A 22,214-nucleotide genomic window follows, 5' to 3' on the forward strand; every position below is an offset into this window, starting at 1 on the left:
CGCGCTCAGTTCCTGAAGAGATCGAGAATCCGGCTGCGCTCCTCGACCGGCGCCGGTGCGCTGATCGGCGGTGCCGCGATCGCCTCCGCCGGCTGCGTCGGTCCGCTGTCGACGCCCAGGCTGGCGACGCCGCGGCCCGGCGCGTAGTCGTCGTAATACCACTCGCCGCCGACATTCACCACGCCCGGTGGCGCCGGCACCTCGGCCACCGGCACGCCCTTGATCGCGGTCTCCATGAAGTTGATCCAGATCGGCAGGCTCAGGCCGCCGCCGGTCTCGCGGTCGCCCAGCTTGCGCGGCGTGTCGTAGCCCATCCAGGCAACGGCCGCCAGGGTAGGCTGGAAGCCCGCGAACCAGGCATCGAGCGAGTCGTTGGTGGTGCCGGTCTTGCCGTAGATGTCGGTGCGCTTGAGCGTCGCCTGCGCCTTGGCCGCGGTGCCGCCGCTGGCCACCGACTGCAGCAGGCTGGCCATCAGGAAGGCGTTGCGCTGCGGCACCGCGCGCAAGGTCTCGTTGAGCAGCGGCGGCTGCTTGTCGACCAGCACCTTGTCCTTGTGGTCGGTCACCCGGGTCACGAGGTAGGGGTTGACGCGGTAGCCGCCATTGGCGAACACCGAATACGCGGTCGCCATCTGCATCGGCGTCACCGAGCCGGCGCCCAGCGCCATCGGCAGGTAGGCCGGGTGCTTCTCGCGCTCGAAGCCGAAGTTGGTGACCCAGTCCTGGGCATAGCGGGTGCCGATCGACTGCAGGATGCGGATCGACACCATGTTCTTCGACTTCATCAGCGCCCGGCGCATCGACATCGCGCCTTCGAAGGTGCCGTCGTAGTTCTTCGGCTCCCAGGGCTGGCCGCCGGTGGTGCCGGCGTCGAAGAAGAGCGGCGCATCGTTGATCACGGTGCTGGGGGTGAAGCCCTTCTCGAGCGCGGCCGAATAGATGAAGGGCTTGAAGCTCGAGCCCGGCTGGCGCCAGGCCTGCGTCACGTGGTTGAACTTGTTCTTGCCGAAGTCGAAGCCGCCGACCATCGCCTTGACGGCGCCGTCGCGCGGATCCATGGCGACGAAGGCGCCTTCCACCTCGGGCAGCTGGGTGATTTCCCAGGCGCCCTTGGGCGTCTTCACGACCCGGATCACGGCGCCGCGGCGGATCCGGATGTTGGGCGGTGCCTTGTCCGACAGCCCGGACTGGGCCGGCTTCAGGCCGTCGCCGGTGATCTGGACCGCGTCGCCGTTGCCGCGCACCGCCTGGATCTCCTTGGCGTTGGCCTTCAGCACCACGGCCGACATGACGTCGCCGTTGTCGGGGTGGTCGGCCAAGGCGTCGTCGACCGCTTCGTCGAGCTCCTTGGCGTCGTTCGGCAATTCGACGAACTTCTCGGGGCCGCGGTAGATCTGGCGCCGCTCGTAGTCCATGATGCCGCGCCGCAAGGCGCGGTAGGCCGCCGCCTGGTCGGCCGCGACCAGCGTGGTGTAGACCTTGAGGCCGCGCGTGTAGGTGCTGTCGCCGTACTGCGCGTACATGAGCTGGCGCACGGTCTCGGCCACGTACTCGGCGTGCAGGCGGGTCGGGTCGGCGGCGTCGCGCAGGTGCAGCTCCTCCTTGCGGGCCTGGGCGGCCTGGTCGGCGTTGATGAAGCCGGCCTCCTGCATGCGGTCGATCACGTACAGCTGGCGGCCGCGGGCGCGGGCCGGGTTGTTGACCGGGTTGTTGGCGCCCGGCGCCTTCGGCAGGCCGGCCAGCATCGCCGCCTGGGCGATCGTGATGTCCGCGAGCGGCTTGCCGAAATAGGCCTCGGAGGCGGCCGCGAAGCCATAGGCGCGGTTGCCCAGGTAGATCTGGTTCAGGTAGATCTCGAGGATCTGGTCCTTGCTCAGCAGGTGCTCGAGCTTGAAGGTCAGCAGCACTTCGTAGATCTTGCGGGTCAGCGTCTTTTCCGAGCTCAGGTAGACGTTGCGCGCCACCTGCATCGTGATGGTCGACGCGCCCTGGCTCTTGGCCCGGTTCATGTTGGCCATGCCGGCCCGCAGCATGCCCTTGTAGTCGACGCCGCCGTGCTCGTAGAAGCGGGCGTCCTCGGCGGCCAGCACCGCGTCCTTCATCACCTTGGGGATGGTCGCGATCGGCGTCAGGTTGCGGCGCTCTTCGCCGAACTCGCCGATCAGGATCCCCTCGGCCGAGAACACCCGCAGCGGCAGCTTGGGGCGGTAGTCGGCGAGTTCGGAGATGTCAGGCAGGTTGGGGTAGGCGACCGCCAGCGCGACCGCGATGACGCAGATCAGCGCCACCGTCCCGGCCACCACCAGACCGAGGCTCCACAGGATCAGGCGAAGCAACCATTTCAGCCAGGCCGGGCGTTGGGGAGCGGGAGCCTTCGCAGGCCCTTTGGGTCGAGAGTTTTCGGGCATTGAGGCTGTTGGAGTCTGAGCGCATTATAAAAACGCGCCGCCGTAGGACGGCGCCGCGGTAGCAGTTAGGACCCAAGTACTCTTATTTGTGACGCAAGTTGCAGTTCCGAACTGTTACGTCGACTTTTGACAACGAATGCTCACTCACCGGGGATTCGGCGCTTGGATGGGCTTGCACCTTGCTGCTAGCATGCAACCACACGCAATTATTTCCAATCGTTACAAACGGATGGGATCGAACTTGACTGCTCTTGGATCGTTGTTTCGCCGCCAGCCCGCGCCTTTGCTCGGGCTCGACGTCAGTTCGTCCAGCGTCAAGCTGGTCGAACTCGGCCGTGACGCGAGCGGCAAACTGGTGCTCGAGCGCTGTGCGATCGAGCCTCTCGAACGTGGCTGGATCACCGACGGCAACGTCGAGAAGTTCGACGAGGTCGCGGAGGCCGTGCGGCGCGTGGTCCGCAAGAGCGGCACCCGCACCAAGAATGTCGCCCTGGCCCTTCCGCCGTCGGCCGTGATCACCAAGAAGATCATCCTGCCCGGCGGCATGAGCGAGCAGGAGCTCGAGATCCAGGTCGAGTCCGAGGCCAACCAGTACATTCCGTTCTCGCTGGACGAGGTGAGCCTGGACTTCTGCGTCATCGGGCAGAGTGCCAACTCGGCCGGCGACGTCGAGGTCCTGATCGCGGCCTCCCGCAAGGAAAAGGTGCAGGACCGCCAGGGCCTGGCCGAAGCCTCGGGCCTCAAGGCGGTGATCCTCGACGTCGAGTCCTACGCCTCCCGGCTGGCGACGGCGCGCCTGATCGAGCAACTCCCCGGCCAGGGCCAGGATGCCGTGGTCGCGCTGTTCGAGGTCGGCGCCTTCACCACCAGCATGCAGGTGCTGCGCAACCAGGAAGTGCTGTATGACCGAGACCAGGCTTTCGGCGGCGCCCAACTGACCCAGTTGATCGTTCGCCAATACGGCTTCTCGGCCGAGGAGGCCGAGGCCAAGAAGCGCAGCGGGGAACTGCCCGACGACTACGCGGCCGGCGTGCTCAAGCCCTTCGTGGCCAGCATCGCGCAGGAAATCGCCCGGGCGCTGCAGTTCTTCTTTACCAGCACGCCCCACAACCGCGTCGACTACGTGCTGCTGGCGGGCGGATCGGCCGGCCTGCCCGGCCTCACCAGCGCCGTCACCCGCCAGACCTCGTTCGCCTGTTCGCTGGTCAACCCGTTCGACGGCATGGAAATCGGCAGCGGCATCCGCGAGAAGAAGGTGCGGCGCGAGGCGGCCTCGTACCTGACGTCCTGCGGCCTGGCGATGCGGAGGTTCCTGCAGTGATCCTGATCAATCTGCTGCCGCACCGCGAGGCCGCGCGCAAGCGCCGTCGCGAGACCTTCTATGCCACGCTGGGTCTTTCCGCGGTGCTGGGCGGGCTCATCGCGGTCACCGCCTTCCTCTGGTTCCAGGCCCAGATCTCGAACCAGCAGTCGAAGAACGCGCTGCTGAAGACCGAGATCACCAAACTCGAAACGGAAATCAAGGAGATTTCCACGCTGCAGGCCGAGATCGCCGCCTTGCGCGCCCGCCAGACGGCGGTCGAAGACCTGCAAGGCGACCGCAACCTGCCGGTCCACCTGCTCAACGAGCTGGTCCGGCAGCTGCCCGACGGGGTCTACATCACCAGCATGAAGCAGGAAAACCAGACCGTCACGCTGCAGGGCATGGCGCAGTCGAACGAGCGGGTCTCCGAGCTGCTGCGCAACCTGGGCAACAGCAGTCCGTGGCTGGTCAAGCCCGAGCTCATCGAGATCACGTCGGCGACGGTCAGCCTGAGTGCGCGCGACCAGCGGCGCGTCGCCAACTTCAGGATGCGCATCGGCCTCAAGCGGCCGACCGACGCCCAGAAACCACCCGCCGGCGCACCGGCGGCCGTCAAGGCGAAGGGGTAAGCGCTCATGGCAAAGAAACGCCCCTCCGAGAGGTTCGACTTCGCACTGGCCCTGCGCCGCTTCGGCCAGCAGTTCCAGGGGCTGAACCCCAACGATCCGTCGGTCTGGCCGCCACTGCCGCGCTACGCCCTGTGCGTGGCCGTGGTCGCGGCGGTGCTGGCAGCGCTGTGGTTCGTCTGGCTCACCAATTCGAACGACGAGCTCGAGGCCGAGCGCGCGAAGGAAGTCACCCTCCGGGCGGACTACCAGAAGAAGGTGGCGCAGGCCGCGAACCTCGATCTGCTCAAGAAGCAGCGCGAGCAGGTACAGCAATACGTCACCCTGCTCGAGAAGCAGCTGCCCAGCAAGGCCGAGATGGACGCGCTGCTGTCGGACATCAACCAGGCCGGCCTGGGCCGCAGCCTCCAGTTCGAGTTGTTCCGTCCGGGCCAGATTTCGGTCAAGGACTACTACGCCGAGCTGCCGATCGCGGTGCGCGTGACCGGCCGCTACCACGACATGGGTGCCTTCGCCGCCGACATCGCGAACCTGTCGCGGATCGTGACACTGAACAACCTCTCGGTGGCGCCGCAGAAGGACGGGGTGCTGGTCATGGACGCCACGGCGCGCACCTACCGCTATCTCGACGAGGAAGAGCAGGCGGCGCAGAAGCGCGCGGCCGCCGCGGCTGCGGGGGCCAAGAAGAAATGAGAACGCTCAGCTTTCTATGGATCGCGGTCGCAGCCGTCGGGCTGACCGGCTGCTTCGGCTCGGAGCAGGAAGACCTCCAGCGCTGGATGGCCGAACAGCGCGCGCAGGTGAAGCCCAGCGTGCCGCCGATCACGGAGCCCAAGAAATTCACGCCGCAGGCGTACACCGAGGCCGCGGCCTTCGACCCCTTCAACATCCAGAAGTTGACGCAGGCGCTGCGCCGGGACTCGGCCCAGCCCAGCACCTCGGGCCTGATCGCGCCCGAGCTGGCGCGCCGCAAGGAAGCGCTGGAGGCCTTCCCGCTCGACTCGATGGCAATGGTCGGCAGCCTGAGCCGCAACGGCCAGCCGGTGGCGCTGATCAGCGTCGACAAGCTGCTCTACCAGGTGCGGGTCGGCAACTATCTGGGACTCAACTACGGGCGCATCACCCGTATCAGCGAAACCGAACTCGGCTTGCGTGAAATCGTGCAGGACGCCGCCGGTGAATGGATCGAACGCGTGGCGACGCTGCAGTTGCAAGAGAGGTCGAAATGAACCAACAAAAATCTATGCTCGCGCAGTGGCTGCGCGTGGCCGGTGCTGCGATCGTGGCTTTCGGTGCTGCGGCAGTCGTTCATGCGCAGAACGCGATCGAATCGGTCACGAGTTCGATGCAGTCCGGCGCCGAGGTGATCCGGGTCGACTTCAGCCAGCCGCTGGCTGCGGCGCCGACCGGCTTCGCGATCCAGTCGCCGCCCCGTGTCGCGCTTGATTTCCCGGGCGTGACCAACGCCATCGGCCGCAACGCGATCGAGGTCAACCAGGGCAACCTGCGCTCGGTCAACGTGGTCCAGGCCGGCGAACGCACGCGCCTGGTCCTGAACCTGAAGCAGGCCACCGCCTACAAGGCCGAGATCCAGGGCAAGTCCCTGCTGGTCTCGCTGGAGCCGGTCGCGGGGGCCGCACTGGCCGCTTCGACGCCGTCCGCCTTCGCCGAGAACCGCAACCGCGACATGCTGCCGCTGCGCGATGTCGATTTCCGGCTGGGCAGCGACAACACCGGCCGCGTGATCGTCGATCTCGCCAACAACCAGGTGGGCGTCGACATCCGCCAGCAGGGCAAGAACCTGGTGGTCGAGTTCACCAAGTCGACCCTGCCCGAAGGCCTGCGCCGCCGCCTCGACGTGTCCGACTTCGGCACCCCGGTGCAGCTCGTGACGACCCAGCAGGTCGGCGACCGCGTCCGGATGGTGATCGAGCCGCGCGGCGAGTGGGAACACAGCGCCTACCAGAGCGAGAACCAGTTCGTGGTCGAAGTGCGTCCGCGCAAGATCGACCCGACCAAGCTGACGCAGGGCATCGGCTACAACGGCGAGAAGCTGTCGCTGAACTTCCAGAACATCGAAGTGCGCTCGCTGCTGCAGGTGATCGCCGACTTCACCAACTTCAACATCGTGACTTCCGACTCGGTGACGGGTTCGCTGACCCTGCGCCTGAAGGACGTGCCCTGGGACCAGGCGCTCGACATCATCCTGCAGGCCAAGAACCTGGGCATGCGCAAGAACGGCAGCGTGCTCTGGATCGCGCCCAAGGACGAGATCAACGCCAAGGAAAAGATGGAGTTCGAGGCCCAGGCCGCGATCCAGAACCTGGAGCCGCTGCGGACCCAGTCGTTCCAGCTCAACTACACCAAGGCGATCCAGATCGCCCAGGGCCTGACCGGCACCGGTGCTTCGAGCGGCGGCGGCGGCGGCAGCAACACGACCCGCATCCTGAGCCCGCGCGGCAGCGTGATCGCCGAATCGCGCACCAACCAGCTGTTCGTCTCGGACATCCCGTCGCGGCTGGTGCAGGTGGCCGAGCTGATCCAGAAGCTGGACATCCCGGTGCGCCAGGTGCTGATCGAGGCCCGCATCGTCGAAGCCTCCGACACCTTCGGCAAATCGCTGGGCGTGCGCCTCGGCGGCGGCGCGTTGAACAGCAACAACGCGATCGGGCCGACGACCTTCATTCCCGGGACCGCGACGACGGCTGCGAACCTGATCTCGACCCCGACGGGCAGCAACTTCGTCAACCTGCCCTCGACCGGCGTCTCCGGCAACGGCAATGCGCCGGGCACCTTCGCGATCTCGCTGTTCAACTCGAGCCTGTCGCGGATCCTGAACCTCGAGATCTCGGCCCTCGAAGCCGACGGCAAGGGCAAGGTGGTGTCGAGCCCGCGCGTCGTGACGGCCGACCAGACCAAGGCGCTGATCGAGCAGGGCACCGAGCTGCCCTACCAGGTCGCGACCTCCAGCGGCGCCACCTCGATCGCCTTCCGCAAGGCCAACCTGAAGCTCGAAGTGACGCCGCAGATCACGCCCGAGGGCAACATCATCCTGACGCTGGACGTCAACAAGGACACGGTGGGCCAGGCGACCACCGCCGGCTTCGCGATCAACACGAAGCACGTCCAGACCGAAGTGCTGGTCGAGAACGGCGGCACGGTCGTCATTGGTGGTATCTTCGAACTCACCGAATCCAACGACGAATCGCGCATCCCGGTGCTCGGTGAAGTGCCCTATCTCGGGGCGCTGTTCCGGACGCGCAATCGCGTTGCCAACAAGACTGAAATGCTCGTCTTTATCACCCCGAAGATGATTACCGATCGCAACGCCGCGCGCTGACGCGCGGCGTTCCCTGCACCGCGTGGCGGTCGCACTCGTCGGCTTGCCCGGCGCCGGCAAATCCGCGATTGGCCGGCGCCTTGCGCAGCGCCTGCAGCTTCCCTTCGTCGACAGCGATCACGTGATCGAGGACCGGATCGGCTGCTCGATCCGCGACTATTTCGAGCGCGAAGGCGAAGCCCGTTTCCGTGACCTGGAGCAAGCCGTCATCGCCGAGCTCGCGGCCGCGCCCCACGGCGTGGTGGCGACCGGTGGCGGCTGCGTACTGCGCGAGGCCAATCGGCAGGCCCTGCGCGCCGGCTTCCACGTGCTTTACCTGCGCTCGCTGCCCGAGGACCTGTTCCGCCGGCTGCGCCACGATGTCAAGCGCCCGCTGTTGCAGGTGGCCGATCCGCTGGGCCGGCTGCGCGAGCTCCATGACGCGCGGGATCCGCTCTACCGCGAGACCGCCCACGAAACCGTCGAGACCGGCCGGCCGTCGATCTCGGTGGTGGTGAACATCATCGTGATGCAGCTGGAGCTCGCCGGCGTGGTCGTGCCCCCCGACCCCGGGCCGCTGCCGGACTGACCGGTCCCCTGGCCGGGCCCGAGCCGGCGCCGTCGCATGCACCTAAACTCGGGGGATGCCATTGTCCGTCCCTCCTGAACGTGTCGAGATCCAGCTCGGCGAGCGCAGCTACCAGATCCTGATCGGCAGCGAGCTGCTGGGCGATCCGCGCAGCTTCGCGGCCGCCCCGTCGGCCGCCAGCGCCCTGATCGTCACCAACACCACGGTGGCACCGCTCTACGCGGCCACCCTGCGCGCGGCATTGGCCGGCCGCTACCGGGAGGTGCACGTGCTCGAGCTCCCCGATGGCGAGGCGCACAAGGACTGGCAGACTTTGAACCTGGTGTTCGACGCGCTGCTGGCCCGCGGCGCCGATCGCAAGACGGTGCTGTTCGCGCTGGGCGGCGGCGTGGTGGGCGACATGACCGGCTTCGCCGCCGCCAGCTACATGCGGGGCGTGCCCTTCGTGCAGGTGCCGACGACGCTGCTGGCGCAGGTCGATTCGTCGGTCGGCGGCAAGACCGCGATCAACCACCCCCTGGGAAAGAACATGATCGGCGCCTTCTACCAGCCGCAGCTGGTGCTGTGCGACCTGGCGACGCTGGCCAGCCTGCCGCCGCGCGAGCTCAGCGCCGGGCTGGCCGAGGTCATCAAGTACGGGCCGATCTACGACCTGGACTTCCTGGCCTGGATCGAAACCCACATCGATGCCTTGATCGCCCGCGAGCCCGCGGCGCTGGCCCATGCGGTCAAGCGCAGCTGCGAGATCAAGGCCGAGGTCGTGGGCCAGGACGAGCGCGAAGCCGGCCTGCGCGCGATCCTCAATTTCGGCCACACCTTCGGCCATGCGATCGAGTCCGGCCTCGGCTACGGCGAATGGCTGCACGGCGAGGCGGTCGGCTGCGGCATGGTCCTGGCAGCGCAGCTGTCCGCGCGCCTCGGCGGCATCGATGCCGCCTTCGTCGCGCGGCTGACCGCGCTGGTGCGGCGAGCCGGCCTGCCGGTGGTCGCGCCGGCCCTGGGCGCCGAGCGCTACCTGGAACTGATGCGGGTCGACAAGAAGTCGGAGGCCGGCGAGATCCGCTTCGTGGTGCTCGACAAGCCCGGTTCGGCGGTCGTGCGCAGCGCGCCCGATGCCATGGTGCGCGACGTCCTGGCGCAGTGCTGCGCGGCTTGAATTCTCAGGTCTTGCTGCGATGAGCCTCGCGTCCTACGCCAGCGACCCGGCCCGCTCGCGCGGCCGGCGATACGCCGAGGCGCCGGCGCCGACCCGCGACGCCTTCCAGCGCGACCGGGACCGCATCGTCCACTCGACCGCGTTCCGGCGCCTGGTCTACAAGACCCAGGTGTTCCTCAACCACGAGGGCGATCTGTTCCGCACCCGTCTGACGCACTCGCTCGAGGTCGCGCAGCTCGGGCGCTCGATCGCGCGCGCGCTGCGTCTCAATGAAGACCTGGTCGAGGCGATCGCGCTGGCCCACGACCTCGGCCACACCCCCTTCGGCCATGCCGGACAGGATGCGCTCGACGCCTGCATGCAGGCGCATGGCGGCTTCGAGCACAACCTGCAGAGCCTGCGGGTGGTCGACCAGTTGGAGCACCGCTATCCGCAATACGACGGCCTCAACCTGAGCTTCGAGACCCGCGAGGGCATCCTCAAGCACTGCTCGCGCGCCAATGCCGAGCGCCTCGAGGCCGCCGAGCCCGGCGGGGTGGGGCGGCGCTTCTGCGACCGAACCCAGCCCGGGCTGGAAGCGCAGCTGTGCAACCTGGCCGACGAGATCGCCTACAACGCCCACGACATCGACGACGGCGTCCGGTCGGGGCTGATCAGCATCGAGCACCTGGGCGAGGTAGCCCTGTTCGATCGCCACCGGCGCGCGGCCTTGGCCGAGCACCCGGGGCTGGAAGGCCGGCGGGTGCTCTACGAGACGATCCGCCGGATGCTGAGCGCCCAGGTCTATGACGTCATCGACGCCACCCGCAGCGCGCTCGAGGCCGCCGCGCCGGCCGATGCCGACGCGGTGCGGCGAAGCGACCCGCTGGTGCTCTTCAGCACCGGAATGCGGGCCGAATCGACCGCGCTCAAGCGCTTCCTGTTTCGCAATCTCTATCGCCACCCGCAGGTGGTGCAGACCGCCGAGCAGGCGCAGGGCGTGGTGCGCGCGCTGTTCGATGCCTACCTGGCGGCGCCCGCGGAGATGCCCGCGGCCTTCGCCCGGCGCGACGACCGGCAGCGCGGCGTGGCCGACTACATCGCCGGCATGACCGATCGCTTTGCGATCCGCGAGTACGAGCGCCTCACGGGGCAGCGGTGGGTGCAATGAGCCCCCTTCCGCCCGCTCCCACCGCAGTGCGAAGCACGGAGGTGGCCTCGTGACCCGGCCGAGGATTCCGGTCGCCGCGCTGGCAGTCGTCGCGGGCGGCGTCGCCGCTGCGCTGCACATCGGCAAGCTGCCGCCGGCCGTGCCGGCCTTGCAGGCCAGCCTGGGCATCGGGCTGGTGCAGGCGGGATTCCTGCTTTCGCTGGTGCAGGTCGCCGGCATGAGCCTGGGCCTGGGCGTCGGCTTGATGGCGGATGCCATCGGTCTTCGGCGCAGCATGCTGGCCGGACTGGCGCTGCTCGCCGGCGCCAGCGCGATCGGTGGCGGCGTCGGTGCCTGGATCGACGACCCGGCCCAGGCCTTCGCCTGGCTGCTCGCGCTGCGGGCGCTCGAGGGTGTCGGCTTCCTGCTGGCCGTGATGCCGGGGCCCGGACTGATCGGTGCCGTCGCGCCGGTGGGCGCGGACAAGGCGGCCATCGGACTCTGGGGCGCCTACATGCCGCTTGGCGTCGCCTTGGCGCTGCTGGTCGGGCCGGCGCTGATCGCCCGGGCCGGCTGGCCGGGCTGGTGGTTCGCCCTGGCGGCGGCTACGGCCAGCGCGGCCGCCTGGGTGGCGCTGGTGGTGCCGGCCGACGGCGCCCGTCGCGGCGCCGCGCCCGCTGGCTCGTCGCAAGGGTGGGGCGTGCGCCTGCGCGACACGCTGGGCGCGGGCGGTCCGTGGACGCTGGCGCTGGCGTTCGCAGTCTATGCCTCGCAGTGGATCGCCGTGATCGGATTCCTGCCGGCGATCTATGTCGACGCCGGCATCCCGAGCGGCTGGAACGCGGCACTGACCGCGCTCGCCGCGGCCCTCAACATCATCGGCAACGTGGTCGGCGGCCGGCTGCTCCAGCAGGGGCTGCCGCCGGTGCGGCTGTTGCGCTGGGGCTTCGTCGTGATGGCACTGGCGAGCGTCGCGGCCTTTCTCCGGATCGGGCCGCCCGAGGCCGCCTGGAGCCTGCCGCCGGCCCTGCGCTACCTGGCGGTCTGCCTGTTTTCGCTCGGCGGCGGCATGGTGCCGGCGACCTTGTTCATGCTCAGCGTGCGGCTGGCGCCAGGGCCCGCCACGGTCTCGACCACCGTGGGCCTGATGCAGCAGGCCTCGTCGTTCGGGCAGTTCGTCGCCCCGCCGGTCGTGGCCTGGCTGGCCCATCGCACGGGCGGCTGGCAATGGACCTGGATCGTCACCTTGTCGTGCTCGCTGGCGGGCCTGGGCCTGGCGGCCCGGTTGGCCCGGCCGGTCGCCCGGAGGGGCGCGGCATGATCGACGGCGCGCCGGTTTCCGCCGCGCAAGCCGAAGCCGACACCCGGCGCTGGCTCGAGCGCGCCGTGATCGGGCTCAACCTGTGCCCCTTCGCCAAGGCGGTGCACGTGCGGGGCCAGGTTCACTATGCCGCCTACCTGGCGGGCGACGAGGCCGGACTGATCGACGCGCTGCTCGCCGAGGCCCACGCGCTGGCCGCCAGCGCTGCGTCGGCGCGCGACACGACGCTGCTGATGGCCCCCAACGCGCTGGCCGATTTTCTCGATTTCAACGATTTCACGGCGCGGGCCGAGCGGCGCCTGGCGCGCGCCGGCTTCGACGGCGTGCTCCAGCTGGCGAGCTTCCACCCGCGCTTCCAGTTCGGCGGCACGGAGGCCGACGACATCACGAACGCCACCAACCGGGCGCCCCATCCCACGCTGCACCTGCTGCGCGAGGACAGCGTGGGCCGGGCGGTGGACGCCTTTCCGCAGGCCGAGGCGATCTTCGGCCGCAACATCGAGACGCTCGAAGCGTTGGGTGCCGACGGCTGGGCCGCGCTCGACGTCGGGCCCGGGAGTGCATCATGAACAAGGCGGCGAAGGCGACCAGGGCCGAGGCGGAAGTGCTGGCCGAGCTGCGGCCGGGCCAGTCGGTCGAGCTGCTGAAGGAACTGCACATCCTCACGCGCGAAGGCCGGCTCAACCAGGATTCGCGGCGCAAGCTCAAGCAGGTCTACCACCTGTTCCAGTTCATCGAGAAGCTGCTGCGCGAGCTCCCCGGCGAGGGGGCCGAGGCCTCGCTGGCCGACCATGGCGCGGGCAAGTCGTACCTCGGCTTCATCATCTACGACCTGTTCTTCAAGCAGGGCGGCGCCGGCCATGTCTACGGCATCGAGACCCGGGCCGAGCTGGTCGAGAAGTCGCGCGCGCTGGCCGCGCGGCTGGGCTTCGAGCGCATGGCCTTCCTCAACCTGACGGTGGCCGAATCCGCGACCGCGGCGGAACTGCCGCCGCGCATCGATGTCGTCACCGCGCTCCATGCGTGCGACACGGCCACCGACGACGCGATCGCCTTCGGGCTGGCCAAGCAGGCGCGCTTCATGGTGCTGGTGCCTTGCTGCCAGGCCGAGATCGCCGCCTGCCTGCGCGAGACCAAGGCGCTGGCGCTGTCTCGCACGCCGCTGGCGGAGCTGTGGCGCCATCCGCTGCACACGCGCGAGATCGGCAGCCAACTCACCAACGTGCTGCGCTGCCTGTACCTCGAAGCCAGCGGCTACCAGGTGACGGTGACGGAGCTGGTGGGCTGGGAGCACAGCATGAAGAACGAGCTCATCATCGCGCGCCGCACCGGGCAGCGCAAAGCCAGCGCGGCCGAGCGGCTGCGCGAATTGCTCGACCAGTTCGGCCTGGCATCGCTGCTCGAGACCCGCTTCCGGCTGGCCTGAGCCCGCGCCCCGTCCCGCGATCGTTCTGCGCCGTCCTCCGTCATGGCACGACTGCCCCGCCTCACGCTCGCCGGCCAGCCGCATCACGTGATCCAGCGTGGCAACAACCGGCAGCCGGTGTTCCTGGACCGCGCCGACCGCGAGATGTTCCTCGGCCTGCTGGGCGAGAACGCCGCGCGCTTCGGCATCGCGCTGCACGCCTATGTCCTGATGGACAACCACTTCCACCTGCTGGCCACGCCGTCGACCGCCGACGGGCTGCCGCAATGGATGCAGGCCGTGGGCCGGCGCTATGTCCGCTACTTCAACGACCGGCACGGGCGCAGCGGAACCCTGTGGGAGGGGCGCTACAAGTCGACGCTGATCCAGACCGAGCGCTACCTGCTGGCCTGCATGGCCTACATGGACCTGAATCCGGTGCGCGCCGGCATGGTGGGGGAGGCCCGCGAGCATCCGTGGTCCAGCCACGGGCACTATGCCGGCCTGGTGCACGACAAGCTGCTGACGCCGCATCCCCTCTACTGGACGCTGGGCAACACGCCCTTCGCGCGCGAGGCCGCCTATGCCGAAATGGTGCGCGCGGGCGTTCCGGCCGCGGCGCAGGCGCTGCTGACCGAAGCCACCTTGCACGGGTGGGCCGCCGGCGACCCTGAATTCGTGGATTCGTTACAAAAAACGACAGGCCGCCGTACAGCGAAAGCGCGAGCCGGGAGGCCGCCGCTGCCTGGAAAGTCGTAGCAAAAAGGCGTGGATATACATTGCCCTTTCTTGATTTCTTGCTCCTCTTTTTGATGTGTCCCTGATTTAAAGCCGACAAAATTTATCGGAAATAAATTGGAATCTGACCCCAATTAAAGAGTTTGGCATTATTTGTGCAAAGCAATATGCTCCTTTTCCCTGCGAAAACTGAAGGAGCACGCCCATGACGACGGCTGCCGAGATCCAGCATCTCCAAGAACACGGTCTTTATTCCGCCGCCGACGAGCACGACGCCTGCGGCGTCGGCTTCGTGGCCCACATCAAGGGCGAAAAAAGCCACGCCATCGTGCTGCAGGGCCTCAAGATTCTCGAGAATCTGGACCACCGCGGCGCAGTGGGCGCTGACAAGCTCATGGGCGACGGCGCCGGCATCCTGATCCAGCTGCCCGACCTGCTGTACCGCGAAGAGATGGCCAAGCAGGGCGTGACCCTGCCGCCGCCCGGCGAGTACGGCGTCGGCATGATCTTCCTGCCCAAGGAGCACGCCTCGCGCGAGGCTTGCGAGCAGGAGATGGAACGCGCCATCAAGGCCGAGGGCCAGGTGCTGCTGGGCTGGCGCGACGTGCCGGTCAACCGCGAGATGCCGATGTCGCCCAACGTGCGCGCCAAGGAACCGCTGCTGCGCCAGGTCTTCATCGGCCGCGGCAACGACGTGATCGTGCAGGACGCGCTGGAGCGCAAGCTCTACGTGATCCGCAAGACCGCCAGCGCCAACATCCAGCGCCTGAAGCTCAAGCACAGCAAGGAATACTACGTGCCGAGCATGTCGAGCCGCACGGTGGTCTACAAGGGCCTGCTGCTGGCCGACCAGGTCGGCACCTACTACCTCGACCTGCAGGACAAGCGCTGCGTCTCGGCCCTGGGCCTGGTGCACCAGCGCTTCTCGACCAACACCTTCCCGGAATGGCCGCTGGCCCACCCGTACCGCTATGTCGCCCACAACGGCGAGATCAACACGGTCAAGGGCAACTACAACTGGATGAAGGCGCGCGAAGGCGTGATGTCGTCCCCGGTGCTGGGCGCCGACCTGCAGAAGCTCTATCCGATCAGCTTCGCCGGCCAGTCCGACACCGCCACCTTCGACAACTGCCTCGAACTGCTGACGATGTCCGGCTACCCGATCAGCCAGGCCGTGATGATGATGATCCCGGAGCCCTGGGAGCAGCACGCGACCATGGACCCGCGCCGCCGCGCCTTCTATGAATACCACGCCGCCATGCTCGAGCCCTGGGACGGCCCGGCATCGATCGTCTTCACCGACGGCCGCCAGATCGGCGCCACGCTGGACCGCAACGGCCTGCGTCCGTCGCGCTACTGCGTGACCGACGACGACCTGGTCATCATGGGTTCCGAATCCGGCGTGCTGCCGGTGCCCGAGCAGAAGATCGTTCGCAAGTGGCGCCTGCAGCCCGGCAAGATGTTCCTGATCGACCTCGAGCAGGGCCGCATGATCGACGACGAGGAAGTCAAGGCGACGCTGGCCAACAGCAAGCCCTACAAGCAGTGGATCGAGAACCTGCGCATCAAGCTCGACAGCGTCGAGGCCGAGACGGTGCAGCCGCCGCCGAGCCAGGTCAGCCTGCTCGATCGCCAGCAGGCCTTCGGCTACACCCAGGAAGACATCAAGTTCCTGATGAGCCCGATGGCCGCTGCCGGCGAGGAGGGCATCGGCTCGATGGGCAACGACAGCCCGCTGGCCGTGCTCTCCAACAAGAACAAGCCGCTCTACAACTACTTCAAGCAGCTGTTCGCCCAGGTGACGAACCCGCCGATCGACCCGATCCGCGAGGCGATCGTGATGTCGCTGGTGTCCTTCATCGGCCCCAAGCCGAACCTGCTGGACATCAACCAGGTCAACCCGCCGATGCGGCTCGAGGTGAGCCAGCCGATCCTCGACTTCGCCGACATGGCGAAGCTGCGGGACATCGGCAAGTACACGCAGGGCAAGTTCAAGAGCTACACGCTCGACATCACCTACCCCCTGGCCTGGGGCGACGAGGGCGTCGAAGCCAAGCTGGCTTCGCTGTGCGCCGAGGCGGTCGATGCGATCAAGGGCGGCCACAACATCCTGATCGTCAGCGACCGCAACGTCGGCCCGACGCAGGTCGCCATTCCCGCGCTGCTGGCACTGTCGGCGATCCACCAGTACCTGGTGCGCGAGGGCTTGCGCACCACCGCCGGCCTGGTCGTCGAGACCGGCTCGGCGCGCGAAGTGCATCACTTCGGCGTGCTGGCCGGCTATGGCGCGGAAGCCGTCCATCCCTACCTGGCGATGGAAACGCTGGCCGCGATGCATGAAGACCTCTCCGGCGACCTGAGCGCCGAGAAGGCGATCTACAACTACGTCAAGGCGGTCGGCAAGGGTCTGTCGAAGATCATGTCGAAGATGGGTGTGAGCACCTACATGAGCTACTGCGGCGCCCAGCTGTTCGAGGCCATCGGCCTGAACACCGAGACGGTCGAGAAGTACTTCACCGGCACCGCCAGCCGGGTCCAGGGCATCGGCGTGTTCGAGATCGCCCAGGAAGGCATCCGCATGCACAAGGCGGCCTTCAGCGACGACCCGGTGCTGGCCCACATGCTCGACGCCGGCGGCGAATACGCCTGGCGCACCCGCGGCGAAGAGCACATGTGGACGCCCGACGCCATCGCCAAGCTGCAGCACAGCACGCGCGCCAACAATTTCAGCACCTACAAGGAATACGCGCAGCTGATCAACGACCAGAACCGCCGCCACCTGACGCTGCGCGGGCTGTTCGAGTTCAAGATCGACCCGGCCAAGGCGATCTCCGTCGACGAGGTCGAGCCGGCCGCCGAGATCGTCAAGCGCTTCGCCACCGGTGCGATGTCGCTCGGCTCGATCAGCACCGAGGCGCACGCCACCCTGGCGGTGGCGATGAACCGCATCGGCGGCAAGAGCAACACCGGCGAGGGCGGGGAAGACCCGGCGCGCTACCGCAACGAGCTCAAGGGCATCCCGATCAAGATGGGCGACACGCTCAAGAGCGTGATCGGCGAGGCCAACGTCGAGGTCGACCTGCCGCTGCAGGACGGCGACTCGCTGCGTTCGCGCATCAAGCAGGTGGCGTCGGGGCGCTTCGGCGTCACGGCCGAGTACCTGTCCTCGGCCGACCAGGTGCAGATCAAGATGGCGCAGGGCGCCAAGCCCGGCGAGGGCGGCCAGCTGCCCGGCGGCAAGGTCACGAAGTACATCGGCCAGATGCGCTACTCGGTGCCGGGCGTGGGCCTGATCTCGCCGCCGCCGCACCACGACATCTACTCGATCGAGGATCTGGCGCAGCTGATCCACGACCTGAAGAACGTCGCGCCGCATGCCAGCGTCAGCGTCAAGCTGGTGAGCGAAGTGGGCGTCGGCACGATCGCCGCGGGCGTCGCCAAGTGCAAGAGCGACCACGTCGTGATCGCCGGCCATGACGGCGGCACCGGTGCCTCGCCCTGGTCGTCGATCAAGCATGCCGGCAGCCCGTGGGAGATTGGCCTGGCCGAGACCCAGCAGACCCTGGTGCTGAACCGCCTGCGCGGCCGCATCCGGGTCCAGGCCGACGGCCAGATGAAGACCGGCCGCGACGTCGCCATCGGCGCCTTGCTCGGCGCCGACGAGTTCGGCTTCGCGACCGCGCCGCTGGTGGTCGAGGGCTGCATCATGATGCGCAAGTGCCACCTGAACACCTGCCCGGTGGGCGTGGCCACGCAAGACCCGGTGCTGCGCAAGAAGTTCTCGGGCAAGCCCGAGCACGTGGTGAACTTCTTCTTCTTCGTCGCCGAGGAAGTGCGCCAGATCATGGCCCAGCTCGGCATCCGCAAGTTCGACGACTTGATCGGCCGCGCCGACCTGCTCGACACCAAGACCGGCATCGAGCACTGGAAGGCCCGCGGCCTGGACTTCAGCCGCCTGTTCGCCCAGCCCAACGTGCCGGCCGACGTGCCGCGCTTCCATGTCGAGAACCAGGAGCACGGCCTCGAGAAGAGCCTCGACGTGAAGCTGATCGAGCGCTCGCGCCCGGCCATCGACAAGGGCGAGAAGGTGCAGTTCATCGAGGTGGCGCGCAACGTCAACCGCTCGGTCGGCGCCATGCTCTCGGGCGCGCTGACCAAGGTGCACCCGCAGGGCCTGCCCGACGACTCGATCCGCATCCAGCTCGAAGGCACGGGCGGCCAGTCCTTCGGCGCCTTCCTGGCGCGCGGCATCACGCTCTACCTGATCGGCGACGCCAACGACTACACCGGCAAGGGCCTGTCGGGCGGCCGCGTGGTGGTGCGCCCGAGCCTGGACTTCCGCGGCGAGGCGGCGCGCAACACGATCGTCGGCAACACCGCGCTCTACGGCGCGACCACCGGCGAGGCCTACCTCTGCGGCGTGGCCGGCGAACGCTTCGCGGTGCGGCTGTCGGGCGCCACCGCGGTGGTCGAAGGCACCGGCGACCATGGCTGCGAATACATGACCGGCGGCACGGTCGCGGTGCTGGGCCAGACCGGGCGCAACTTCGCGGCCGGCATGAGCGGCGGCGTCGCCTTCGTCTACGACGAGGACGGCCAGTTCGCCTCGCGCTGCAACCTGTCGATGGTGTCGCTCGACAAGGTGCTCACCTCGGCCGAGCAGACCGCCAGCGTGCACCGCAAGGTCTGGCACGACGGCGAGACCGACGAGGCCCAGCTGCGCAAGCTGCTCGAGGACCACCACCGCTGGACCGGCAGCAAGCGCGCCCGCGAACTGCTCGACAACTGGGCCGTATCGCGCACCAAGTTCGTCAAGGTGTTCCCGAACGAGTACAAGCGCGCCCTGGCCGAAATCCACGACCGCGAGGTCGAGCTCACGAGCAGCGGCAACAACGCGCATGCCGGCATGGAGCCGCATGCGGCCGCCAAGCCGGTGGCGGCGGTCTGAAGAGCGACAACGAACAGAACAGGAAAGCACGATGGGAAAAATCACCGGCTTCATGGAGCATGAGCGCATCGAAGAGGGCTACAAGCCGATCGAGGAGCGGGTCAAGCACTACAAGGAATTCGTGGTCGGCCTCGACGAGGCGCAGGCCAAGGTCCAGGGCGCGCGCTGCATGGACTGCGGCACGCCGTTCTGCAACAGCGGCTGCCCGGTCAACAACATCATTCCGGACTTCAACGACCTGGTGTACCGGGCCGACTGGCAGAGCGCCTTCGTGGTGCTCGATTCGACCAACAACTTCCCTGAATTCACCGGCCGCATCTGCCCGGCGCCCTGCGAGGCGGCCTGCGTGCTCAACGTGAACGACGATCCGGTCGGCATCAAGTCGATCGAGCACGCGATCATCGACCGGGCCTGGGACGAAGGCTGGGTGGCGGCCCGTCCGGCCAAGCACAAGACCGGCAAGAAGGTCGCCGTGGTCGGCTCCGGCCCGGCGGGCATGGCGGCGGCCCAGCAGCTGGCGCGGGTCGGCCACGACGTCACCCTGTTCGAGAAGAACGACCGCATCGGCGGCCTGCTGCGCTACGGCATCCCCGACTTCAAGATGGAGAAGGTGCACATCGACCGCCGCGTCGAGCAGATGAAGGCCGAAGGCGTGACCTTCCGCACCGGCGTGATGGTCGGCGCGGCCAAGGATCCGTTGGGCAAGGGCTCCAAGGTCACCAACTGGGCCAAGGAAACCGTGACCCCCGAGCAGCTCGACAAGGAATTCGATGCCGTGCTGCTGACCGGTGGCGCCGAGCAGTCGCGCGACCTGCCGGTGCCGGGGCGCGATCTCGACGGCATCCATTTCGCGATGGAGTTCCTGCCGCAGCAGAACAAGGTCAATGCCGGCGACAAGGTCAAGGGCCAGCTGCGCGCCGACGGCAAGCACGTGATCGTGATCGGCGGCGGCGACACCGGCTCCGACTGCGTGGGCACCAGCAACCGCCACGGGGCCGTGAGCGTGACCCAGTTCGAGCTGATGCCGCAGCCGCCCGAGGAAGAGAACCGCCCGATGACGTGGCCTTACTGGCCGTACAAGCTGCGCACCAGTTCCAGCCACGAAGAGGGCTGCGAGCGCGAGTTCGCGATCTCGACCAAGGAATTCCTCGGCGAGAAGGGCAAGGTCACGGGCCTGAAGACGGTCCGCGTCGAGTGGAAGGACGGCAAGATGGTCGAGGTGGCCGGCAGCGAGCAGGTGCTCAAGGCCGACCTGGTGCTGCTGGCGATGGGCTTCGTGAGCCCGGTGGCCAACGTGCTGGATGCCTTCGGGGTCGAGAAGGATGGCCGCGGCAACGCCCGTGCCAGCGTCGACTTCATCGGCGGCTACGCGACCAACGTGCCGAAGGTGTTCGCCGCCGGCGACATCCGCCGCGGCCAGTCGCTGGTGGTCTGGGCGATCCGCGAAGGCCGCCAGGCGGCGCGCTCGGTCGACGAATTCCTCATGGGCTTCAGCGACCTGCCGCGCTGAACCGGCAGGCGGCATGGAACGGCCCCTTGGGGGCCGTTTCACTTTCAGAATAGTCGTGGCACAGCCTGTTACGCGCTTCCCTTATCATTGGCTGTTACCGCGAGCCGGGATGTCCTCATGTGGGGTGCCCCGGCTTTTTCATTGCCATGGACCCATCAGCTGCCACTTCCCTCGTTGAGTTTCGCGACGTCGTCTTCGGCTATGGCGACCGCGCCATCCTCGATGGCGTCTCGTTCCGCGTGCCGCGCGGCAAGGTGACGGCGTTGATGGGCGCCTCGGGCGGCGGCAAGACCACCGTGCTGCGCCTGATCGGCGGGCAGGTGCGGGCGCGCCGTGGCGAGGTGCTGGTGGACGGCCAGGACGTCGGCCGGATGGCGCCCGATGCGCTCTATGCCGCCCGGCGCCGCATGGGCATGCTGTTCCAGTTCGGCGCGCTGTTCACCGACATGAGCGTTTTCGACAACGTGGCCTTCCCGCTGCGCGAGCACACGCGCCTGTCCGAAGGCTTGATCCGCGACATCGTGCTGATGAAGCTCGACGCCGTCGGCCTGCGCGGCGCCCGCGAGCTGATGCCGAGCGAAGTCTCGGGGGGCATGGCGCGGCGCGTGGCGCTGGCCCGGGCGATCGCGCTCGACCCCGACCTCGTCATGTACGACGAGCCCTTCGCCGGCCTCGACCCGATCTCTCTCGGCACCGCGGCGCGGCTGATCCGGCAGCTCAACGACACGCTGGGCCTCACCAGCGTGATCGTGTCACACGACCTCGAGGAAACCTTCCGCATCGCCGACCACGTGATCATCCTCGCCAACGGCGGCATCGCCGCCCAGGGCAGCCCGGAGGCGGTGCGCGCCAGCGCCGACCCGCTGGTCCACCAGTTCGTCAATGCGCTGCCCGAGGGGCCGGTGCATTTCCACTACCCCGCGGTGGCGGTCGAGGCCGATTTCGGAAACTCGCAGGGGGGACGGGAATGAGCTGGTACAGGCCGGCCGATGTCGGCTTCGCCGTGCGCGGCAAGCTGGCCGACCTCGGCCTGGGCGCGCGCCTTTTCGTGCAGCTGGTGGGGCAGGGTGCGCGCAGCCTGCGCCGCTTCGGCCTGGTGCGCGACCAGATCCACTTCCTGGGCAACTACTCGCTGGCGATCATCGCCGTCTCCGGGCTGTTCGTCGGCTTCGTGCTGGGCCTGCAGGGCTACTACACGCTTCAGCGCTACGGCTCGTCCGAGGCGCTGGGCCTGCTGGTCGCGCTGAGCCTGGTGCGCGAGCTCGGCCCGGTCGTGGCGGCGCTGCTGTTCGCGGGCCGCGCCGGCACCTCGCTCACCGCCGAGATCGGCCTCATGAAGGCCGGCGAGCAGCTCAGCGCGATGGAAATGATGGCGGTCGACCCGGTCCAGCGCATCCTGGCGCCGCGCTTCTGGGCCGGCGTGATCACCATGCCGCTGCTGGCGGCGGTGTTCAGCGCGGTCGGCGTGATCGGCGGCTATGTGGTCGGGGTGCTGATGCTGGGCCTCGACGCGGGGGCCTTCTGGGGCCAGATGCAGGGCGGCGTCGACGTCTGGAAGGACGTCGGCAACGGCGTCGTCAAGAGCATCGTCTTCGGTGTCGCCGTGACTTTCATCGCCCTGCTGCAGGGCTACCAGGCCCAGCCGACGCCCGAGGGAGTCTCGCGCGCCACCACCCGCACGGTGGTGGTCGCCTCGCTCACCGTGCTCGGACTCGATTTCATGCTGACCGCGATGATGTTCAGCATCTAGGCTCCACGTTCA

At 68.1% G+C, this 22,214-nt stretch carries 17 protein-coding genes; 16 read left to right on the top strand and 1 reads right to left on the bottom strand.

The genetic code is table 11. From position 1 onward, the window contains the following. Positions 1–5: 5 nt before the first annotated feature. On the bottom strand, positions 6–2,408 hold the full coding sequence (locus QTI33_RS05635) for a penicillin-binding protein 1A (RefSeq protein ID WP_286504804.1): 2,403 nt from the start codon (positions 2,406–2,408) through the stop codon (positions 6–8). Positions 2,409–2,649: 241 nt separating this feature from the next. Here QTI33_RS05635 and QTI33_RS05640 point away from each other — a divergent pair, with 241 nt between their 5' ends. The 16 genes from QTI33_RS05640 to mlaE all read left to right on the top strand — a co-directional run bounded on the left by QTI33_RS05640 (position 2,650) and on the right by mlaE (position 22,202). Then, positions 2,650–3,729 carry a pilus assembly protein PilM gene (locus tag QTI33_RS05640; RefSeq protein WP_286504805.1) on the top strand — a complete coding sequence of 360 codons (1,080 nt, stop codon included), beginning with the start codon at positions 2,650–2,652 and terminating at the stop codon, positions 3,727–3,729. Next, entirely contained in the window at positions 3,726–4,340 is a 615-nt protein-coding gene (locus tag QTI33_RS05645) for a PilN domain-containing protein (protein WP_286504806.1), read from the top strand. The genes QTI33_RS05640 and QTI33_RS05645 overlap by 4 nt, the downstream gene beginning before the upstream one ends. 6 nt (positions 4,341–4,346) lie before the next feature. Beyond that, entirely contained in the window at positions 4,347–5,030 is a 684-nt protein-coding gene (locus QTI33_RS05650; protein WP_286504807.1) for a type IV pilus inner membrane component PilO, read from the top strand. Further along, the gene (locus tag QTI33_RS05655; RefSeq protein ID WP_286504808.1) at positions 5,027–5,566 is read left to right on the top strand and encodes a pilus assembly protein PilP; all 540 of its coding nucleotides are present in this window, start codon (positions 5,027–5,029) and stop codon (positions 5,564–5,566) included. The genes QTI33_RS05650 and QTI33_RS05655 overlap by 4 nt, the downstream gene beginning before the upstream one ends. Continuing rightward, entirely contained in the window at positions 5,563–7,677 is a 2,115-nt protein-coding gene (locus QTI33_RS05660; protein ID WP_286504809.1) for a type IV pilus secretin PilQ, read from the top strand. Before QTI33_RS05655 ends, QTI33_RS05660 begins: the two co-directional genes overlap by 4 nt. A 22-nt stretch (positions 7,678–7,699) precedes the next feature. Next, complete coding sequence (locus tag QTI33_RS05665; protein WP_286504810.1) at positions 7,700–8,245, top strand: shikimate kinase; 546 nt, start codon at positions 7,700–7,702, stop codon at positions 8,243–8,245. A 55-nt stretch (positions 8,246–8,300) separates the two neighbouring features. Further along, complete coding sequence (gene aroB, locus QTI33_RS05670) at positions 8,301–9,401, top strand: 3-dehydroquinate synthase (protein WP_286504811.1); 1,101 nt, start codon at positions 8,301–8,303, stop codon at positions 9,399–9,401. A 19-nt stretch (positions 9,402–9,420) separates the two neighbouring features. Next, positions 9,421–10,551 carry a deoxyguanosinetriphosphate triphosphohydrolase gene (locus QTI33_RS05675; protein WP_286504812.1) on the top strand — a complete coding sequence of 377 codons (1,131 nt, stop codon included), beginning with the start codon at positions 9,421–9,423 and terminating at the stop codon, positions 10,549–10,551. Positions 10,552–10,600: 49 nt separating this feature from the next. Beyond that, the gene (locus QTI33_RS05680) at positions 10,601–11,851 is read left to right on the top strand and encodes an MFS transporter (RefSeq protein ID WP_286504813.1); all 1,251 of its coding nucleotides are present in this window, start codon (positions 10,601–10,603) and stop codon (positions 11,849–11,851) included. Continuing rightward, positions 11,848–12,420 (top strand): DUF1415 domain-containing protein, encoded by a 573-nt coding sequence (locus tag QTI33_RS05685; protein WP_286504814.1) that lies wholly within the window; start codon positions 11,848–11,850, stop codon positions 12,418–12,420. The genes QTI33_RS05680 and QTI33_RS05685 overlap by 4 nt, the downstream gene beginning before the upstream one ends. Further along, positions 12,417–13,277: a class I SAM-dependent methyltransferase gene (locus QTI33_RS05690; protein ID WP_286504815.1), complete on the top strand. Its 861-nt coding sequence runs from the start codon at positions 12,417–12,419 to the stop codon at positions 13,275–13,277. The genes QTI33_RS05685 and QTI33_RS05690 overlap by 4 nt, the downstream gene beginning before the upstream one ends. 42 nt (positions 13,278–13,319) lie before the next feature. Beyond that, entirely contained in the window at positions 13,320–14,015 is a 696-nt protein-coding gene (locus QTI33_RS05695; protein ID WP_286504816.1) for a transposase, read from the top strand. A gap of 184 nt (positions 14,016–14,199) precedes the next feature. Continuing rightward, the gene (locus QTI33_RS05700; RefSeq protein WP_286504817.1) at positions 14,200–18,942 is read left to right on the top strand and encodes a glutamate synthase-related protein; all 4,743 of its coding nucleotides are present in this window, start codon (positions 14,200–14,202) and stop codon (positions 18,940–18,942) included. 31 nt (positions 18,943–18,973) lie between these two features. Further along, the gene (locus tag QTI33_RS05705; protein WP_286504818.1) at positions 18,974–20,452 is read left to right on the top strand and encodes a glutamate synthase subunit beta; all 1,479 of its coding nucleotides are present in this window, start codon (positions 18,974–18,976) and stop codon (positions 20,450–20,452) included. 146 nt (positions 20,453–20,598) lie between these two features. Beyond that, complete coding sequence (locus QTI33_RS05710; RefSeq protein WP_286504819.1) at positions 20,599–21,423, top strand: ABC transporter ATP-binding protein; 825 nt, start codon at positions 20,599–20,601, stop codon at positions 21,421–21,423. Beyond that, positions 21,420–22,202 carry a lipid asymmetry maintenance ABC transporter permease subunit MlaE gene (mlaE, locus tag QTI33_RS05715; RefSeq protein ID WP_286504820.1) on the top strand — a complete coding sequence of 261 codons (783 nt, stop codon included), beginning with the start codon at positions 21,420–21,422 and terminating at the stop codon, positions 22,200–22,202. The genes QTI33_RS05710 and mlaE overlap by 4 nt, the downstream gene beginning before the upstream one ends. Positions 22,203–22,214: the final 12 nt, after the last annotated feature.

The organism is Variovorax davisae, assembly GCF_030316845.1.
In the GTDB taxonomy this organism is placed as follows: domain Bacteria; phylum Pseudomonadota; class Gammaproteobacteria; order Burkholderiales; family Burkholderiaceae_C; genus Variovorax; species Variovorax davisae.

Coding starts and splice junctions, on each gene's coding strand:
- QTI33_RS05635 (WP_286504804.1), bottom strand. CDS start 2,408: ATGCCCGAAAACTCTCGACCCAAAGGGCCTGCGAAGGCTCCCGCTCCC.
- QTI33_RS05650 (WP_286504807.1), top strand. CDS start 4,347: ATGGCAAAGAAACGCCCCTCCGAGAGGTTCGACTTCGCACTGGCCCTG.
- QTI33_RS05655 (WP_286504808.1), top strand. CDS start 5,027: ATGAGAACGCTCAGCTTTCTATGGATCGCGGTCGCAGCCGTCGGGCTG.
- QTI33_RS05660 (WP_286504809.1), top strand. CDS start 5,563: ATGAACCAACAAAAATCTATGCTCGCGCAGTGGCTGCGCGTGGCCGGT.
- aroB (WP_286504811.1), top strand. CDS start 8,301: ATGCCATTGTCCGTCCCTCCTGAACGTGTCGAGATCCAGCTCGGCGAG.
- QTI33_RS05675 (WP_286504812.1), top strand. CDS start 9,421: ATGAGCCTCGCGTCCTACGCCAGCGACCCGGCCCGCTCGCGCGGCCGG.
- QTI33_RS05685 (WP_286504814.1), top strand. CDS start 11,848: ATGATCGACGGCGCGCCGGTTTCCGCCGCGCAAGCCGAAGCCGACACC.
- QTI33_RS05690 (WP_286504815.1), top strand. CDS start 12,417: ATGAACAAGGCGGCGAAGGCGACCAGGGCCGAGGCGGAAGTGCTGGCC.
- QTI33_RS05695 (WP_286504816.1), top strand. CDS start 13,320: ATGGCACGACTGCCCCGCCTCACGCTCGCCGGCCAGCCGCATCACGTG.
- QTI33_RS05700 (WP_286504817.1), top strand. CDS start 14,200: ATGACGACGGCTGCCGAGATCCAGCATCTCCAAGAACACGGTCTTTAT.
- QTI33_RS05705 (WP_286504818.1), top strand. CDS start 18,974: ATGGGAAAAATCACCGGCTTCATGGAGCATGAGCGCATCGAAGAGGGC.
- QTI33_RS05710 (WP_286504819.1), top strand. CDS start 20,599: ATGGACCCATCAGCTGCCACTTCCCTCGTTGAGTTTCGCGACGTCGTC.
- mlaE (WP_286504820.1), top strand. CDS start 21,420: ATGAGCTGGTACAGGCCGGCCGATGTCGGCTTCGCCGTGCGCGGCAAG.